At 45.7% G+C, this 16,177-nt stretch carries 22 protein-coding genes and 2 pseudogenes; 23 read left to right on the top strand and 1 reads right to left on the bottom strand.

Annotated elements, in window-relative coordinates:
- Positions 1–33 precede the first annotated feature (33 nt).
- The 20 genes and pseudogenes from ACSJJG_RS13095 (at position 34) to ACSJJG_RS13000 (ending at position 13,869) form a co-directional block, all read left to right on the top strand.
- Positions 34–561, top strand: coding sequence for a KilA-N domain-containing protein (locus ACSJJG_RS13095; RefSeq protein WP_189761274.1), 528 nt, complete (start codon positions 34–36; stop codon positions 559–561).
- Positions 558–968: a hypothetical protein gene (locus ACSJJG_RS13090; RefSeq protein WP_189761272.1), complete on the top strand. Its 411-nt coding sequence runs from the start codon at positions 558–560 to the stop codon at positions 966–968. Before ACSJJG_RS13095 ends, ACSJJG_RS13090 begins: the two co-directional genes overlap by 4 nt.
- A gap of 118 nt (positions 969–1,086) precedes the next feature.
- Positions 1,087–1,365: a terminase small subunit gene (locus ACSJJG_RS13085; RefSeq protein WP_481089629.1), complete on the top strand. Its 279-nt coding sequence runs from the start codon at positions 1,087–1,089 to the stop codon at positions 1,363–1,365.
- Positions 1,362–1,469 carry a terminase small subunit gene (locus tag ACSJJG_RS13080; RefSeq protein ID WP_481089628.1) on the top strand — a complete coding sequence of 36 codons (108 nt, stop codon included), beginning with the start codon at positions 1,362–1,364 and terminating at the stop codon, positions 1,467–1,469. Before ACSJJG_RS13085 ends, ACSJJG_RS13080 begins: the two co-directional genes overlap by 4 nt.
- Before the next feature lie 47 nt (positions 1,470–1,516).
- Positions 1,517–2,745: pseudogene (locus tag ACSJJG_RS13075) on the top strand (PBSX family phage terminase large subunit).
- Positions 2,745–4,079 carry a phage portal protein gene (locus ACSJJG_RS13070; RefSeq protein WP_189760231.1) on the top strand — a complete coding sequence of 445 codons (1,335 nt, stop codon included), beginning with the start codon at positions 2,745–2,747 and terminating at the stop codon, positions 4,077–4,079. Before ACSJJG_RS13075 ends, ACSJJG_RS13070 begins: the two are co-directional and overlap by 1 nt.
- Positions 4,021–4,887: a phage head morphogenesis protein gene (locus ACSJJG_RS13065; RefSeq protein WP_189760232.1), complete on the top strand. Its 867-nt coding sequence runs from the start codon at positions 4,021–4,023 to the stop codon at positions 4,885–4,887. The genes ACSJJG_RS13070 and ACSJJG_RS13065 overlap by 59 nt, the downstream gene beginning before the upstream one ends.
- Before the next feature lies 1 nt (position 4,888).
- Positions 4,889–6,046, top strand: coding sequence for a DUF2213 domain-containing protein (locus ACSJJG_RS13060; protein WP_189760233.1), 1,158 nt, complete (start codon positions 4,889–4,891; stop codon positions 6,044–6,046).
- Positions 6,046–6,516: a structural cement protein Gp24 gene (locus ACSJJG_RS13055; protein ID WP_189760234.1), complete on the top strand. Its 471-nt coding sequence runs from the start codon at positions 6,046–6,048 to the stop codon at positions 6,514–6,516. Before ACSJJG_RS13060 ends, ACSJJG_RS13055 begins: the two co-directional genes overlap by 1 nt.
- A gap of 2 nt (positions 6,517–6,518) precedes the next feature.
- Positions 6,519–7,466 (top strand): major capsid family protein, encoded by a 948-nt coding sequence (locus ACSJJG_RS13050; protein ID WP_223281748.1) that lies wholly within the window; start codon positions 6,519–6,521, stop codon positions 7,464–7,466.
- A 14-nt stretch (positions 7,467–7,480) separates the two neighbouring features.
- Entirely contained in the window at positions 7,481–7,843 is a 363-nt protein-coding gene (locus ACSJJG_RS13045; RefSeq protein ID WP_189760235.1) for a DUF4054 domain-containing protein, read from the top strand.
- Positions 7,840–8,310, top strand: a complete 471-nt coding sequence (locus ACSJJG_RS13040) for a phage virion morphogenesis protein (RefSeq protein WP_189760236.1) — start codon at positions 7,840–7,842, stop codon at positions 8,308–8,310. The genes ACSJJG_RS13045 and ACSJJG_RS13040 overlap by 4 nt, the downstream gene beginning before the upstream one ends.
- Positions 8,303–8,638 (top strand): hypothetical protein, encoded by a 336-nt coding sequence (locus tag ACSJJG_RS13035; protein WP_223281749.1) that lies wholly within the window; start codon positions 8,303–8,305, stop codon positions 8,636–8,638. The genes ACSJJG_RS13040 and ACSJJG_RS13035 overlap by 8 nt, the downstream gene beginning before the upstream one ends.
- Complete coding sequence (locus tag ACSJJG_RS13030) at positions 8,610–9,056, top strand: phage neck terminator protein (RefSeq protein WP_282892750.1); 447 nt, start codon at positions 8,610–8,612, stop codon at positions 9,054–9,056. Before ACSJJG_RS13035 ends, ACSJJG_RS13030 begins: the two co-directional genes overlap by 29 nt.
- A gap of 2 nt (positions 9,057–9,058) precedes the next feature.
- Entirely contained in the window at positions 9,059–10,570 is a 1,512-nt protein-coding gene (locus tag ACSJJG_RS13025) for a DUF3383 domain-containing protein (RefSeq protein ID WP_189760238.1), read from the top strand.
- A 9-nt stretch (positions 10,571–10,579) separates the two neighbouring features.
- A complete protein-coding gene (locus ACSJJG_RS13020) occupies positions 10,580–11,014 on the top strand; it encodes a tail tube family protein (protein ID WP_189760239.1) in 435 nt (144 codons plus the stop codon).
- The gene (locus tag ACSJJG_RS13015; RefSeq protein WP_189760240.1) at positions 11,014–11,406 is read left to right on the top strand and encodes a phage tail assembly chaperone; all 393 of its coding nucleotides are present in this window, start codon (positions 11,014–11,016) and stop codon (positions 11,404–11,406) included. The genes ACSJJG_RS13020 and ACSJJG_RS13015 overlap by 1 nt, the downstream gene beginning before the upstream one ends.
- Before the next feature lie 26 nt (positions 11,407–11,432).
- A complete protein-coding gene (locus tag ACSJJG_RS13010; protein ID WP_189760241.1) occupies positions 11,433–11,582 on the top strand; it encodes a hypothetical protein in 150 nt (49 codons plus the stop codon).
- Positions 11,554–13,494, top strand: coding sequence for a hypothetical protein (locus tag ACSJJG_RS13005; RefSeq protein WP_223281751.1), 1,941 nt, complete (start codon positions 11,554–11,556; stop codon positions 13,492–13,494). The genes ACSJJG_RS13010 and ACSJJG_RS13005 overlap by 29 nt, the downstream gene beginning before the upstream one ends.
- Before the next feature lie 75 nt (positions 13,495–13,569).
- Entirely contained in the window at positions 13,570–13,869 is a 300-nt protein-coding gene (locus ACSJJG_RS13000) for a DUF6694 family lipoprotein (RefSeq protein ID WP_189760242.1), read from the top strand.
- Between the two features lie 37 nt (positions 13,870–13,906).
- Here ACSJJG_RS13000 and ACSJJG_RS12995 read toward each other — a convergent pair whose 3' ends face one another.
- Complete coding sequence (locus ACSJJG_RS12995) at positions 13,907–14,344, bottom strand: Arc family DNA-binding protein (RefSeq protein WP_189760243.1); 438 nt, start codon at positions 14,342–14,344, stop codon at positions 13,907–13,909.
- Positions 14,345–14,472: 128 nt separating this feature from the next.
- Between ACSJJG_RS12995 and ACSJJG_RS12990 the strand changes: the two genes are divergently transcribed.
- From ACSJJG_RS12990 to ACSJJG_RS12980, 3 genes and pseudogenes are all read left to right on the top strand, one after another.
- Positions 14,473–14,640, top strand: a complete 168-nt coding sequence (locus ACSJJG_RS12990) for an Arc family DNA binding domain-containing protein (RefSeq protein ID WP_189760244.1) — start codon at positions 14,473–14,475, stop codon at positions 14,638–14,640.
- Positions 14,630–15,436, top strand: a complete 807-nt coding sequence (locus tag ACSJJG_RS12985; RefSeq protein ID WP_223281752.1) for a Rha family transcriptional regulator — start codon at positions 14,630–14,632, stop codon at positions 15,434–15,436. Before ACSJJG_RS12990 ends, ACSJJG_RS12985 begins: the two co-directional genes overlap by 11 nt.
- Before the next feature lie 283 nt (positions 15,437–15,719).
- Positions 15,720–16,091 (top strand): annotated as a pseudogene (locus ACSJJG_RS12980) (phage antirepressor N-terminal domain-containing protein); the annotation flags it as partial.
- Positions 16,092–16,177: the final 86 nt, after the last annotated feature.

The following is a 16,177-nucleotide window of genomic DNA, read 5'->3' as shown; positions in this document are numbered from 1 at the left end:
CGAACAGGTTCACTTTCTATAGGAAACCACATGATGAAATACCCAACCGTTATTGTTAATGGCGTATCTGTTCGTGTAGATAACGAAGGACGTTACAACCTAAACGACTTGCATGCTGCTGCGGTAGCCAACGGAGAAGCAACAGAATCTCAAAAGCCTAGCAAGTTTATTCGAAGTGCTCAGGTTAAAAGATTCATAGAAGCATTAACCAAAGGACAAAAAAGTCCTCTGGAACAAAATCAACCACTTAAAGTTAACAATGGTGGTGATAATCCAGGAATATGGGGTGTTGAGCTGCTTGTGATTAGATATGCAGCTTGGCTCAAGCCAGAATTTGAAATCCGAGTTTATAACACTTTCCGTGATGCCGTGCTGCTTGGATTTGATGCAATGGTCCGCCTAAACAAATTGGATCTGGTTATTAATGCGGAAACAAAAGATATCAGTATCTGTGCTCGGAAAATGAATCAATGGGGAGTGGGTGGAAGAAAAGAACTATTGCTTACTGCTCGCGAGCGGATGATTGAACAGGTTCAGCCATTCTTGCCGGGAGTGGAATGATGGATATGCAAGTAGAACCTTATGAGTTTTTCGGCTGGCGAGTGGCTGAAGCCTATGTCTATCACTTAGTGGCGACTTGGCATCGCCCGATTTATCGTTATGAAACAGGTGATATTGAGGTTAGCCGTCACTTCTTATTTGGTCTTCTTGATGGATATCTGATGGATAGAAAAGATACTCAATGGCGAGCCAGATTCTACTCAATGCTACTTGAGCCATTTGATGAAAAACCGGCACCCAATACGGTCATCTGCGGTGGAAAAATACCTGTTTTGAGTAAGAGAGGTATCAGGTACATGAATGCGCTCGTTCATCAGTATGGCGACATGTTAACTGATATCGGTGTTCAAGATGAATACGGAACATTGATCCCACCAGAGAGCTATAGCGGAGTAAGTTTACAGTAATCAACTCAACATCCCAAAAAGTAGAAACCTCTACAAAGCATCCTCAAACGGGTGCTTGATAGAGTTTTGTATAAGTTTTGGTCTGGTGTGGTCTCAAGATTCTACGGGATTATATAAATTGAGGCAGTTATTTATTCTGATAAGGGAAAGGGACCGTGGACAACAAACAAATCAGGTCGGTTGCCCTAGCAAGCTGAATGATGAGCTAATCGCTAAGGCGAAAGACATTATCTGTATGGCGGTTCCGGAACATGAAGCTGTCATCCCCAGCGTGGCGGGTTTAGCCTGTTTTTTAGGTATCGCCCGCTCCACGGTCTATGAATACGCCAAGCTAAATGCTGAATTTTCGGACACGTTAGAAGGGGATTTTGGCGCTACAGGAGGGGAAGCAGGTTGATTAACAAAGGGTTGATAGGCGAATTTAACGCGACAATCACAAAATTAATGTTGGCTAATCACGGGTACTCTGAGAAGCAGGAATGGAATCATGAAATCCTCTGACAGCTCGATGTCCCCCGCCAAAATAATACTGGTTGCAGGTGGTCAGCATGACGATAGCGAGGATTGAACTCCCGCCTAAGCTCATTCCGGTATTCAGTGGCGATTATCGTTACTGTGGTTCATACGGTGGACGTGGTTCGGCAAAGACGAGAACCTTTGCATTAATGACAGCCATTCGGGGTTATATGGCGGCGCAGGAATGGGCGATCGGGTGTCATACTTTGTGCGCGTGAATATATGAACTGCCTTGAAGAGTCCTCAATGGAGGAAGTGAAGCAAGCTATTCGGTCTGTTCCGTGGTTGGCTGACTTCTACGATATGGTCAGAGGTACATTCGAACAAAGTGCAAATCCGTCAATTATGTGTTTGCCGGCTTGCGTCATAATCTCGACAGCATCGAATCAAAAGCCAGGATACTGATCGCATGGGTTGATGAGGCTGAATCTGTGTCTGAAACAGCATCGACAAAGCTCACGCCAACTGTTCGTGAAGAAGGCTCTCAGATATGGGTAACGTGGAACCCAGAAAGAGACGGCAGCGCAACTGACAAACGATTCAGAAAGAACCCACCTGAAAATTCCATCATTGTTGAGATGAATTACGATGATAACCCGTGGTTCCCGTCTGTGCTGGAAGAGGAAAGGCTAAGTGACCAAGCAAGGTTAGACCCTGCTACTTATGCGTGGATTTGGGAAGGCGCTTATCTGGAGAACTCCGATAAGCAGGTGTTGGCGAATAAATACGTTATCAAGAGGAGTTTCCTGATGACCTGTGGCAAAAAGCGGACAGGTTGTTATTTGGTGGCGATTTCGGTTTTGCCAAAGACCCCAGCACACTGATCCGACAGTTCATCCTGAATGATTGCCTGTATATCGACTATGAGGCATACGGCGTTGGCATAGAGCTTGATCACATGCCCGCGTTTATGACCAAGTGCCGGAGTCTCGTCAATGGCCTATCAAGGCGGATGCTGCCCGACCGGAAACCATCAGCTATCTCAGGCGGCAAGGGTTCAATATCTCAGCCGCCAGTAAATCAGCGGCAGGCAGCGTTGCGGATGGTATCAGCTATCTACGCGGCTTTAAGCAGATCTATATTCACCCTCGCTGCAAGCAGACCGCCAAAGAAGCCCGGCTTTATTCCTACAAAACCGACAGGATTACCGGAGAGGTGTTGCCGGTGATTGAAGACGGCCAACAACCACTGTTGGGATGCCAGTCGGTACGGGCTGGATGGCTATATCAAAGGTCGCACAACCGTATGGGACATCATGTAATGGCAAAAAAGACCATGATTGGCCGTTTGACTGATGGCCTGCACAGTATGATGACGTCACTCGGCGAACGGGTGGCGGCAATAAAATACGCGAGTAACAAGGCAGATATTCCTGATAAAGAGTTACTCGCCATGTACAAAAATTCATGGGTGGTTCAGAAATACATAAACAAAACTGCCTATGACATGTTGAAACTACCTCGTGAGCTATCAGGCGATATCGACGAGGAATTGAAAACACGGATAACAGATACCGAACGTGAATTAGATGTGTATGGCATCTACCGCGGTGCGCTGACATGGGCGTCATTGCTGGGGGATTCACTCATTGTGGCGGTGACAGATTGTCCAGATGAGATGATTGACGAGCCACTCAACCTCCAGTCAGAGGATATCATCAAGTTTCTGGTGCTGCGGAAAGGTGAATACACGCCAGCTAGTGACGTCATTTCCGATATTGCATCACCGCACTTCGGGCATCCTCAGAGCTACCAGCTCAATATTGGTAGCCAGCAACTGCGATTCCATCACACACGCTGTCACCGTACAAAGCTGGGCCAGCATAGCATCAAAGATATGCCTAAGTTCGGGACATCCGATATCCAAGCGCCCTATGAGGCCATCAAAATCTTCGATTCAACGGTCGTGAGTACGGGTGACACTATTCAAGAGGCAAATGTTGATGTGATTTTTTTGCCTGGATTAAACAATCAGATTGATTCAGGGCAAGAGGCGCAAGTTATCGAATATGCCCGCGTGATGAAGCAAACAAAATCCTCAACCGGGCTGATGCTGATGGATGCTGGTGATGGCACGATGCAAAGCCGTTATGAACAAAAGAATGCTCAGTTTGCTGGATTGTCTGATGTAATGACCAAAATGATGAGTGTGCTGGCTGGGGCATTGGACAGACCTATCACTATTCTGTTCGGTCAGTCTGCCAGTGGGTTTAACTCTGGCGAAGAGGACAACAAGACGTACTATGAAACCATTAATGGATTACAAGAGGAGCGGCTGCGGCCAATGCAAGAATTTGTGGATCAATTCGTTCTCGACAAACTGACCACTGATATTGAGATTAGCTATAAATATCCACCAATAGACAGTGTTAACAAAACGGAAGAGGCAAACAGGTTCACGCAATATGCTACTGGTTTTACAACAATGGTTCAGGCGGGTTTTCTCCCGGAAGATACCGCATTACGTGAAATGGTGGCGCGGGGTGTACTAACCACCGTTACGGAGGCGGATATTAGTTCAATAGCAGAGGCACGCAATGAACAATGGAGCTATCAGCCTGGCGGAGATGCTGGAGCGCAAACAGGGGCTACTTAAATCCCGCAATCGGCTAATGCGCCCCCCCACTCCCAGCAAGCGAACGGAGGTGTGGTATCGTGACAGACTCATCGAATTTATCAGGTTGATGCAGGATGTTGTAATAGAAGACCTGCAAAAACCGATACTTAATGATGCCCCCTTCGAATCTGTCCTCTCAATCACCGCACGACTCTCACGAGCAATTCAAAAACTGGCGAATATGTCCATTCTCGATATGGCCCGTCGTTTGTCATTCGGTATGGTCAGGCGTGCTAATGACCAGAATAAGTCTCAGACGCAAAAGACCTATAAGGCCGCATTCGGCATTGATTTAACCGGTATGCTGGGAGATGGAACAGTAAAAGAACATCTCGAAAATGCAGTGAGAGAGAATATCGATTTAATCCAATCCATCCAGACGGATTTTATCAACGATATTGGGGAAAGGGTTTTCGCTAATCTAACCAATGGTGGGCGGCATGAGAACTTAGTGTCGCTGATTCGTGAGCGCGGCAATGTCTCACAAAGCAGGGCCAAGTTTATTGCCCGTGACCAAACCGCGAAACTCAATTCAGCACTGACCGAAGCCCGCAGTAAGGCGTTGGGATTAGATTTGTATGAATGGGGAGGTGCAGGCGATGAACGGGAACGAGCCAGTCATTTTGTACTGAACGGTAAAACCTGCAAATACTCAGACCCAACTGTCTATTCAGATGATGGTGGCAAAACATGGAAGAAACGCAAAAGCATCGGTGGTTTTGAGGGTAATCCGGGCGAGGATCATCAATGCCGTTGCGTGTCTCTTCCTAAAGTCTCATGGGATTAATATGACGTGGAAACGAACACCGCAGGGTTACGTTGTGACCACTGCGCGGATAACCCGTGCTGGGCCCGTGCAATATTACGGGCATGAAGTCGGGTTAACCGGCACAGGTATCAACAAAAAAGTCACCATTCACCGCACTCTTGAAGAACTCTCCAAACCTGAAACTCTTAAGTCATTTGAAGGATTGCCGATCACGTTAACTCATCCGCTCAGCGGTGAGGTTAATGCTGACGAATGGAAAGATAAAGCAATTGGACACATACAGAACGTACGCATAGAAGGCGATTACGTTGTTTGTGATGTGTATCTGAAAGATGCAAAGGCGATCCAATTACTTGAAGAAAAAGGCATTCGAGAGCTGTCAGTGGGTTATGAGCCTGCCGAGTTAGTCGAGAAGAGCGGTGAATTACACCAAATCAATATTCGCGGCAATCACGTTGCCGTAGTAACTGAGGGACGCTTAGGCGACACCTGTAGATTAAACGACAAAAAAGGTACACCGATGAAAACATTGAGAGATGTTATTGCGTTGCTCAAGGGTAAACGCGCCAAGGATGCTGAGGGACAGCCTCTGACAGATGAAGAGCTGATCGGCATGATTGCCGCACTGGAGAAAACACTGCAAGAGCTGGAAGGCAACGCAACACCAGAAGCGGCAACGAAAGCACAGGAAATCGTAGCTCAACTGGCAGAGTTGAAAACCCAACTGGAAACATCGAAAGGTACAGGCGCTCCCCCGCCTCCGCCAAACGATGATGATCCCAATGCAAGTGGTACTGATGACAAAGACGCCCGTCTCACGGCACTGGAAGCCGAAAATCAGCAACTCAAAGAGGAAAACGCGTCACTGAAAGAAGAACTGGAAAAACTCAAAGGCGATAACGAAACCAGCGCCACGCTGAATGATGCCAAAACCCGTTTTCCGAAAGTGAATTTCAATGATAGTAAATCAGCACGTGATGTTCGTGCGGCGGTACTGTTGAGCACTCACGTATTCACGGACGCGCAGGTCAAAGCCATGACTGATGATGAGATACGCGCAGCTTATACGGCTATTCAGGCGACATCAAAACCACGCAGCAATATTGGCACACATTTATTCAACGATGCAGCCTCTACGAAAAAGCACGATTTCACCAAGCAATTTGGGGGTAAATAATGTCAGGTAAAAATCTTTATCTCGGTAAACGCTGGTTCGCCGGGCAGGTAGCGCGTGCGGGTGAGTCCGGTATTGTTGCGCCGTCCTATATCAATGCGGATGAAAACGCGATTTTGGGCGGTCGTTTCGTTGCGATGGGTGACGCAGTTCAGACCTGCCGCAATGTGAGTGCAGCTAGCGACAAGATCCTAGGTGTATCAATGGTCATTGGTATCTTCCATGAGTTCAAACCAAACCGAAATTTATCAGTAATGACATTGCCTCACGGTTCTGAAATCGTGGTTCAGATGGCTGAGGGCAGCGAATTAAAAATCGGGGATGCAGTCACTGTTGTTGTAAAAGGCAAAGACGCAGGCACAGCAAGCCATAACGGTGATATCAAAACTCATTTCTATGTCACTGACGTAAACGGCTCACTAGCCAAGATCATGCGCAGTGAAGTTAATCAAGTTGATGGCACAGGGGCGTAACTATGACAATGGAAACAGTAGATATTCAAGACACGCTAGAGCAGGCGGCGATCGAGTTTGATAATACCTTCGAGAAACAGGAATACCCAGACGTTCAACTGGGTAAGTTCATGACCATCACCCAGAAAGGCAACGTACAGACCACTGATGTACTGTACGGTCAGGAGAAAGGAACGCAAGATCTGGATAACGGCCTAGTTGATGAGAGCACTACATCTATTGAACTGGAAGATGTTCACATCGAAGGTAAAAAGATGGGCTACATCGACTGGGCGAAAGGTGTTGTGTATACCTCGCTCGGTGTTGAACGCGCAAAGCGATTCGGTATTCAGCTAGATACTACCAAACTGGAAAACTTGCGTGGTGTTTGCCTGCGTACTATCCAGAAAACAGCACTGATTGGTCATGCTCGTCGTCGGGATGTGACAGGAATGATGAACAACCCTGTGGTTAACATCGAAGATATGACCAAACAGAAGCCTATTTCCGCGATGTCAGGTGCTGAGGCGCGGGCATGGTTCATTAATCTGATTAAGCTAGGGTATAACGCCAGTGACCAGATAGTCATGCCAGACACTATCGCAATTGACAGCATGGATTTATTGACACTTTCTGGCCTTTATGATGCCTCCATCACCAATGGCGCGACTAATATTAACGCACTAGCAGCGATTAAAGAGGCACTGCGTGAATTCGCCCAAACAGAGATCAATATCATTGGCGTACCAATGGGATTTGCTCAGGGTATTGGTACAAAAGGAGCTAACCGTGCCTGCGTCTATACCAATAAAGAAGACACAATATTTACTGACTGGGCGCGTGCACCAACAACGGGTTCTGTGTTCCAGCGTTCCTCATTGAGCTGGGAAGTGCCGCTGGAAGCGCAATTTACCGGAGCTATTATTCGTAAGCTCGACAGGTTCATATATGTCGATTACAAAAGCTCATAACCACAGGAGGTAGCATGGAATTTCTCACCCGTTACCCCGAATTTGCCAAAGTCGATAAATCACGCATTGAAATAGCCCTACAGGACACTGCCAATCAAATGAGCAGGAAAGTGTGGGGCAAGCTCTATGAGCAAGGGCAGCAGGCACTAGCCGCTCACCTCCTCTATGTCTCTGGTACATTAACCCGCAGCGGTAACAACAACGGAAAACCCGTACAGATAGCGATGAGTAAATCAGCTGGTGGATTATCCATCGGCTATTCTGCGCCTGATGCGGGATTCACGGCTAACCATGAGGGTTATGCATCCAGTACCTACGGGCAGGAGTATTTGCGCCTGCGAAAATTAGTCTCCCGGCATATGTTGGTGGTGCGATGATTAGAAACTCTGGCAATTTTAACGGGGCGGCACTTAAATCTTTAGAAGCCAAATTGCGCGAAATGGAGAAAGTTCGCGTTTATGTCGGCGTTCCTGCATCAAAGAACCAACGGAATAATGAAACCGGCATGAGTAATGCGGAAATTGCCGCAGCTCATGAATTCGGTGTGCCGGGGCATATTCCCGAACGCTCTTTTTTGCGTTCAACCGTGGACGAAAACAAGGAGAAGGCGGCGAATTTATTGGCTAATAGTATCCGTGAAACGCTATTGACGGACGGTGATAAAACAGCGCCGTTTGCGTTGGTTGGCGGAAAAATGGCAGGCGAAGTTAAGCGGAAAATTCAGGCAGGCATTGATCCCGCTCTGAATCCGAAAACTATCGAGCGCAAAGGTTCTTCTAAGCCACTGATTGACACCGGGCAATTAGTCCAGTCGATTACCTATGAGGTGCGTGAGGATGAATAACTTTGTCGATGATATTTTCGATGATGAGTTCTTTCGGCAAGAGCAGGTATTCACCTCACCGGAGGGCAAGGTACGAAATCTGGTGTGTGTCATTTTTCCTGTTGGAACGGAAGATTTGCAGATCCTGCCGGAAGGTGATCGGTATAACCCTACCATTAAGGTGTTGACGCAAGAAGAAGTGGAAGTAAAAGACCTTCTCTTTTGGAATGGTCACCGTTGGCGAATTATCACTAACGCGCGTTGGAACGACTATGGATACTACGACTCTCTCGCAACTCGATATGAGGGCAGTCAGACAGATGATAGCGGCGGTTTTGAAATTACCTGAAACTCAGGTTTTAGATGCTGACGGTGAAACTGACGTGTCTAATATGCAGTCGTTCATCACTGTAAATCGGGTAACCTCGGAAATGATGGGCGAAGAATATAAATTCGACGCAAGGGAAGAAATTGAAATTATCACCGTCACTCGCGAAACCCTTATCTCTGTTAATGCCTTCGGCAAAAATGCCTATCTCATTATTGAAAAATTCGCCTCTGTTCTCAGAACCAGCTACGCACAATCCCTGCTTACTAGCCTGGGCGCTGGGTTGGTCAGGAAATCCCAGATCCGCAACCTGCCAACCGCCATTGCTGGGGGTAAAGAGCAAAGAGCGCAGATTGATTTAACTCTCTCCCATATCCACCGGATAGAAACGCCAATGAATCAGGCGAAAACGGTTGATATTACTGTCTATGAGGATTAGCAATGAGCTTATCTATTAAAGAGGTGGTCAATGCTCAGATTATGCCGCAGGCAATGGCGGCGCGTCGTCGTGATTTGAGCATGATTGCCATTTTCACCCCTGAAATCGGGAATGCGTTTACGGATGATACGACACGTTATGTCATTGTGTCCGGTGCTCAGGGTGTCGCCAATTTATTTGGTACACAGTCAGAAACTTATAAAGCGGCATTGTCACTTTTCTCTGTTCGCCCGACTCCAAAACGCGCCTTAATTGGTCGATGGGCCAAGACAAAACAGGAAATTCCTGCGACAGCCAATGCGTTGAAAGGCTCTACTATTTCAGTGGGCATCAACGCATTCAAGGCTATCACTGATGGCTCAATGAAACTGAATGTCGGAAGTAAGATAATTCCGCTTTCTGGTCTGGATTTCAGTAAGGCCATTGATTTTACGGATATCGCAACTGTGCTGCAAAAAGCGCTGCCTGAAAACAACAACCTGACGGTCACTTGGGATACAACAGGTCATCGTGTCATTATTCAGGCACAAACGGCAGGGGCGTATCCGGCAACTAAGTTGGGTTATGTCACAGATCCAAATACCGGAACCTATATCGGTAATCTGCTGAAATTACAAGACGGACAGGCCACCATTGTTATAGGTAAAGTCGCTGTCAGCATCGAGCAAGAATTACCTTCAGAAGCATTACATAAGCTCCAGAACGTCTATCAGGACTGGTACGGTGTATATTTTGCTGATGCCATTACCGATGAACAATTGGATGATATGCACACATGGATTGCTGCGGCTGATATGAAAGTTGGCGCATACACAGCACTACGTGATGAGTTGCTTGACTGGAATAACGAAAACATCCTGAAAAAACTCTACGACAAAAACTCCGGTCGTCTGATGGTGGAATACAACAAAACGGGTAATGATCATGCCGCCGTTTCGCTGTTGGGTATTTCACTCTCGACTAACTGGAATGCGCAGAACTCCGCGAAGACCGTCAAATTCAAACAGCAAACGGCTGTCCGTTCTGATGACCGGATAACTTTATCAGATGCTGAAAAATGCCGTCGTCTGGGCGTCAATTTTTATACCGATTATGACGGTGTATCTATGATTGCTGAGGGCGTTATGCTGGGCGGCGTATTCATTGATGAAACTGTAGGTCTTGATGCGTTTTTGGATGCGTGCCAGAAACAGGCATTTACAACATTACAGGCTAACCCAACCAAAATACCACAGACAGATAAGGGGCAAGCCATGTTGATCGGTGCTCTGACCGTCATTGGTAATGAGTTCGTGCGTAATGGATTTCTGGCAGGTGGACTCTGGCGCGGAAATGATATCGGTGAACTGACCTATGGTGACAGGCTGGACGAGGGGTTCTATTTCTATTCTGACAGCTACGACCTGCAATCACTGGCTGACCGCGAATCACGTAAGGCCATGCCGATTATGTGCGCAATTAAATTAGCCGGAGCGATTCACTCCGTCGATCTGCTTATCCAATTCAACCGCTAAGGAGCGAAAATGGCTCACTATAACCATTCACAGGCAATCCTGACCGTTTCCGGTTATGAGATTTCAGGGTTTGAAAACGCGGCAGATGCGCTATCCATTGCACCAGTTGGTGATGATGGTGATATCACATATGGAGTCAATGGCAATGGGGTATTCGTTGCCACGTGTAATCAGGGAATGATTATCACCATCAAGCTACTCCAACACAGTGCAGACAACGAGTACCTAAATAAACTGCGTAATATCCAGATCAATACACCAAAAGCCTTCTCGCCACTGCATATTTACTATAAAGACACGATGAATGGCGACGAGATTATGCTGGACAGTTGTTACTTTACCACTCCGCCCACAATTGCACGCGGAACCGCACATAACGGCGTCACGTGGACACTAAAAGCCACCCGCTCAACCATGAACCTCAAGAAAGGACTGTATAACTAATGAACATCGATAACATCACTTACGAGCACCGCCAGAGCAATTTTATTGAAGCCAAAAATCACGCTTTGAAATTAATTGGCCTGCTTAAAGGCTGTATTTCTACCAAAGGGGATAATGTTGATATTGATATCGGGGCGATTGCGGCCAATATTGGCTCACCGGAAATGCAGGGTGTTGAGCAATTCGTGTTGAAGTACGTCACGGCAACGGATGAAAAAGGAGAAACCCTTTTGCTGCAAAAACCGGATGTGTTTAACAGCCACTTTAATACTCACCGCTCGCATTACTTCCAGTTGATTTTTGACGGACTGAAATTCCATTTTGCGGATTTTTTGCCCGCTGGGGTCGCATCTGCGAAAAATATCAATCTCTCAGCGATCCTCAGCAAGTAAGCCACTCTGATGTGGATTGGCTAAAGATGACGCCAATTCTACACGGCCCCTATACAGGGCATGAACTAAGAACCACAGCAACCCTATCAGACGTGCTTGATTTTCATGAAGCCTACGCTGAAGAGTTGCTATCCCAAAAGAGGGCAAATGATGCAGATAGAAGAGCTGCTCGTTAGTATCGGCGTCGATACTACCCAGGCTGAGAAAATCAAGGATCTCATTATTGCCCTCTCCGCAGCCGCGACACAGGCCGCGCAGGAAGCGAACCGGATTAACCAAAATCTGGATGATATCGGCGATAATGCCTCCGATAATCTGGAAGAAGCAGGGCAGAAGGCGGAGGAAGTTCAAGGCTCGTTAAATAAACTCAAATTACTAGCTGTAGGTGTCACTGCTGTTGTTGGTATGGCGACAGCTAAAGTGATGGGGTTTATCAATGAATCTCTGGCGGGTGCGAAAGAGTTGGCCGAACAGAAAGGCTTGCTGTATGACATTTCAAAACAGGAACTGGCACAAGCCGATGAATATCAGGAGGCAATGAAGAAAACGGGACTAGCGATTCAATCAATTAAGACCAAGATTGCCCTGAACCTCGTACCGTCCCTGACCGCCATTGTGAAGAAGTTCAATGACTGGATAGCCTCAAACAAGGAACTCATCACCAAAGGGTTAACCGGCGTTATTAAAGCAGGCGGCAAGGTCATTCAGGTTATCACTAACTCGGTGAGGGCAGTTGATAAGGTCATCTCTGGGACGATTGGCTGGAAGAATGCTTTACTGGTACTGGCGGGCGTATTGGCGATAGTGAAGCGCGGTATGATCATGGCGTTTATCACTAATCCTGTCACATGGGTCATTGCCGCTATCGCAGGAGTATTACTATTACTGGATGACCTGATGGTCTACCTTGATGGCGGTGATTCGTTGTTCGGTAATTTCTGGGGTGTCTGCATCAAGTGGATTAAGGATGTTAAATCGTGGTGGGACAGTCTCTCCGGTGAGATGAAAAATTCCATCAAACTGCTCAGCGGTATGCTGGGAGTGATGTTTAACACCAATATGTTTCTGGCAGTCACAAAAGGCGTAGGCGGATTTGCTAAGGCGCTTACGTGGCTGTTTTTCCCTCTGACCTCAGTTGCAAAACTCGCCATGTCCGCAGGGAAAGCCTTTCTCTGGTTCGGTCGTGCATTGCTGATGAACCCCATAGGGTTAGTGGTAGCCCTTATAGTTGGTCTTATCTACGTCTTATATGATCTGTACCGATGGATTACAACAGGCGAATCTACGTTTGGTAATTTATGGAAAACGATAGCCAAAACATGGCAGGAGATTAAGCGGCTGTTCAGGGATGGCTTTAGGTATATCCTCCGGCAGTTTGGTATGAGTGAGCGGGATGCTAACCAGTTCGTTGATAAGCTGGGCGAAATATTCGACACCGTCTGGTATTGGATCACTTACCCGTTTAGGGCAGCATTCAAACTAGTTAAAGGGCTTTATGACATATTCTCCGATGATTCAACCACATGGACAGAGAAGCTTGGTAAAGTGTTTGACCTGCTTCTCGACTTAATAACAGCACCCTTTAAGGCAGCATTCAAATTTGTTCTGGGACTGTTCGGACTGAACGAGAAAGATGTCAGTAAGTTTGTTGATGGTATCGGTAAGCGGTTTTCAGATGTGAAGGAGTTGATCAAGAAACCATTCAAAGCGGCGCTGGATTGGGTCATGGAATATTACGACAAGGTCGTAGCTAAGATTAAAGCAGTGAAAGATTTTTTTGGCTTTAATAAAACCGAAGCTGAAAATAGCATGGGATATGACAATGACAATGACAATGTTTCTTTATCTGACATTCAATCCAGTATTAACGCAGGTAATGGCGGAATGATAGGACAGTCTATCGCCAACGTTACCACCAATAACAACAGTAGTCAGACAACAATCCGCCAGGGAGATGTGAGCGTTACCCAGCACATTACAACACCATCACCGGAGAAAGCAGCTAACTATGCCAATGACGGTTTTAATAAGGCGTTGAAAAATGCGGGCTATAATACAAAAGGAATGTTAACTAACGGAGTTGGCTAATGTTGGCTAATGTTTGCTTCTGGTTGTAGCATCTAAGTGATTTAATTGCATCAACTTCACATTAAGGGAATTATCATGCAAAAACTGTTGTTACCAATTATGCTGGCTATTTTTTTGGTAGGTTGTGATGAAAAGGAACTTACAATAGATGGCTCAAACCGTGAAGCCATAAAATCTTCGACGCAAGCTATTTACAAATCCCTTCAAGGTGAAGAGGCTGCTAAATTTAAAAAGGCTACTGTGAATGTGGCAATGGCTGCAAACATGATAACAGACAATGAAGATGAAAGGGTCAGGATAATCAACAAACTGATTGGCGGTAAAACCGCCAAAGAAATCATCGCGATGGATGAGAAGATGAATGAGAAGAAGTAAGCCCCTTACGGGGCTTTTTTGTAAGTACAGTACTTATTTAATCGGTGCCGGGAATCTTAACTAAAAAACCACTTACATCCCAAGCATTGTCTGGGACTACGTACCCTAACCTCTCTAACTCATTGAAAGTTTTCTGAAATACAGATACAAAATCGCTCTCACTAAGCCCCTCAAGGTCTAAGTTATCAAGATCGATTGAGAATATTTTATGTCCAATACGAATTCCTCGATTGATCTCGGCAACAGTCCTTTTGAATATTACTTTAGATAACTCGTCTTTTGCATTGCTAATTATGTGAATAGCGTCTTTGGCTGAAATGAGTTCATCAGCCGCTGGCTCATTCAAAAAACTGACATCAAGGCGCTGAACGATTTCTGCATTCATAGAACGAGAGTTCGCCTTTGCTGTTTCCTCTATTTTTTCTTTTAATTCAATGGGAAGCCTAATGCGTAATTGCGGATCTTCTCTGCTCATAATGAATTCCGGTTGTAGTCAAATAACTAATTTTAAAATTATGCCGCACGGTGGGGTTGACTTCAATGACGCACGGTGTGACAATTAAGTTATACCCCACGGTGTGACAATAAAAGAGGAAGGCCAAAGTGCAGAAAGCAAAAGATATGTACCAGCGCAAGATTCGGTTCCCTGAGGAGATTTGTAAGGCTATTCAGAAGAACGGAGAGAAAGAGAGTCGACAATTCAATACTGAAGTTATTTATCAGTTAAAAAAGGCGTATGGATTGATAGAGAAGATGCAGCATGAGTCCTAATAAAAGCGAAACCCCAACGGCTGCAACCATCGGGGCTTCAACAACGTTAAATTTTTACGAGGAAAGTAACGCTATGAAAATTTTAGCATCTACTGAACAAGCTGTCACTATGTCAAGTCGTGAGATCGCGGAACTAACAGGGAAAGAGGTAAAAAATGTTCACGTCGATATTTGGAATATGCTTACACAGCTGTATGAAATAAAAAAAGATGGTTGGAATTTCAACCATCATAAAAATCAACAAGTTACTCTAGTTGATGGCGTAATTGCTGTTATCGACTATCGCGGGTATGTCTCTGAATTCCAGCTTGATCGCCGCCATACAGAAATTCTTATCACCGGTTATGACGTTGTCCGCCGTGCGGCAGTAATTGACCGCTGGTTTGCTCTTGAGTCTGGCTCAGCACAGCTACAGTTATCAGAGATGGAAATGATCGCCGCCATTGCCAGTAATGCCGCTCGTAATGAAAAACGCATTTCTGCTGTAGAACAAGACGTCGAGCAAATAAAACAAGGTACTATCCCGCAAGGATATCAGGGATACAGCTATCTGAGGGCGACTTATGGGCTAAGTGATGCGAAAAGCAGACAGCTTGTCATGGCTTGGTCGGTTCCTCACAAGAAAGTTCCTCATGTTGCGCCGGGTGGACAGGTCATCCAAATGTCAGTAGTGCATGAAGAGTCATTCGAAAAAGCACTAAACCAGATGACAAAAGAAGCAGAGCAACGTGGTTCACAGTGGCATCATCCTAAGATGGGAAGATTTTCCATTACGGATAGAAATTCAGCGGCATGATTCACGGTGTAGAAGTAGCTTAAGAATTGCGATCAAATACTGATCTATTCAACAGAATTAGCCAATTTAACAGTGATTGCTAGTGATAACAATATGCATTTACTCTTAATACGTGTGTAAATGGTTGAATATTCGAGGCGTCTCGCAATTCACGGTTGATTACCTTTACAAAACGTTACAATTACGTAATAAATATTGTCGTCCTAAAACGGCGAAGCCCCCAACTACGGCAATAGTCAGGGGCTTCTTATACAACGTTTACCCAAGCTTAAAGGAAGTAAACATGTTAAGTATACCAGTTAATACGTCTTGTAAAACCATTAACGTTCCATTTCATGGTTCAGATCTCTATGTCGTTAACTATAACGGTGAGCCGTATGTTCCAATGAAACCGATTGTCGATGGCATGGGTTTAGCGTGGCAGTCTCAATTAGAGAAACTAAAGCAAAGATTTAAATCAACTGTAACGGAAATCGTTATAGTTGCCGCGGATGGTAAAAAGAGAGAAATGCAGTGCCTCGCCCTTCGCAAACTTGCTGGCTGGTTAGCGACTATCAGCCCCAATAAAGTTAAAGCATCGATCAGGGATAAAGTTATCCGCTATCAGGATGAATGCGATGATGTTCTCTATGAGTATTGGACTACGGGTGAGGTTAAAAAGAAAAAACCTCAACCTCCTAATTTCAGATACATTATCAAGATGGAAGTTTACGACAAGCATCTCGATAAAACTGAAACTTT

This window comes from Xenorhabdus sp. SGI 60 (assembly GCF_056632175.1).
Note: the sequence above shows the minus strand (reverse complement) of the source record. Positions and strands in the feature narration are given on the sequence as shown.

Bases quoted from the DNA above. Each gene is read 5' to 3' on its own strand.
- ACSJJG_RS13095 (WP_189761274.1), top strand. From the start codon at position 34: ATGAAATACCCAACCGTTATTGTTAATGGCGTATCTGTTCGTGTAGAT.
- ACSJJG_RS13090 (WP_189761272.1), top strand. From the start codon at position 558: ATGATGGATATGCAAGTAGAACCTTATGAGTTTTTCGGCTGGCGAGTG.
- ACSJJG_RS13070 (WP_189760231.1), top strand. From the start codon at position 2,745: ATGGCAAAAAAGACCATGATTGGCCGTTTGACTGATGGCCTGCACAGT.
- ACSJJG_RS13065 (WP_189760232.1), top strand. From the start codon at position 4,021: ATGAACAATGGAGCTATCAGCCTGGCGGAGATGCTGGAGCGCAAACAG.
- ACSJJG_RS13060 (WP_189760233.1), top strand. From the start codon at position 4,889: ATGACGTGGAAACGAACACCGCAGGGTTACGTTGTGACCACTGCGCGG.
- ACSJJG_RS13055 (WP_189760234.1), top strand. From the start codon at position 6,046: ATGTCAGGTAAAAATCTTTATCTCGGTAAACGCTGGTTCGCCGGGCAG.
- ACSJJG_RS13050 (WP_223281748.1), top strand. From the start codon at position 6,519: ATGACAATGGAAACAGTAGATATTCAAGACACGCTAGAGCAGGCGGCG.
- ACSJJG_RS13045 (WP_189760235.1), top strand. From the start codon at position 7,481: ATGGAATTTCTCACCCGTTACCCCGAATTTGCCAAAGTCGATAAATCA.
- ACSJJG_RS13040 (WP_189760236.1), top strand. From the start codon at position 7,840: ATGATTAGAAACTCTGGCAATTTTAACGGGGCGGCACTTAAATCTTTA.
- ACSJJG_RS13035 (WP_223281749.1), top strand. From the start codon at position 8,303: ATGAATAACTTTGTCGATGATATTTTCGATGATGAGTTCTTTCGGCAA.
- ACSJJG_RS13030 (WP_282892750.1), top strand. From the start codon at position 8,610: ATGATAGCGGCGGTTTTGAAATTACCTGAAACTCAGGTTTTAGATGCT.
- ACSJJG_RS13025 (WP_189760238.1), top strand. From the start codon at position 9,059: ATGAGCTTATCTATTAAAGAGGTGGTCAATGCTCAGATTATGCCGCAG.
- ACSJJG_RS13020 (WP_189760239.1), top strand. From the start codon at position 10,580: ATGGCTCACTATAACCATTCACAGGCAATCCTGACCGTTTCCGGTTAT.
- ACSJJG_RS13015 (WP_189760240.1), top strand. From the start codon at position 11,014: ATGAACATCGATAACATCACTTACGAGCACCGCCAGAGCAATTTTATT.
- ACSJJG_RS13010 (WP_189760241.1), top strand. From the start codon at position 11,433: ATGACGCCAATTCTACACGGCCCCTATACAGGGCATGAACTAAGAACC.
- ACSJJG_RS13005 (WP_223281751.1), top strand. From the start codon at position 11,554: ATGATGCAGATAGAAGAGCTGCTCGTTAGTATCGGCGTCGATACTACC.
- ACSJJG_RS13000 (WP_189760242.1), top strand. From the start codon at position 13,570: ATGCAAAAACTGTTGTTACCAATTATGCTGGCTATTTTTTTGGTAGGT.
- ACSJJG_RS12995 (WP_189760243.1), bottom strand. From the start codon at position 14,344: ATGAGCAGAGAAGATCCGCAATTACGCATTAGGCTTCCCATTGAATTA.
- ACSJJG_RS12985 (WP_223281752.1), top strand. From the start codon at position 14,630: ATGAGTCCTAATAAAAGCGAAACCCCAACGGCTGCAACCATCGGGGCT.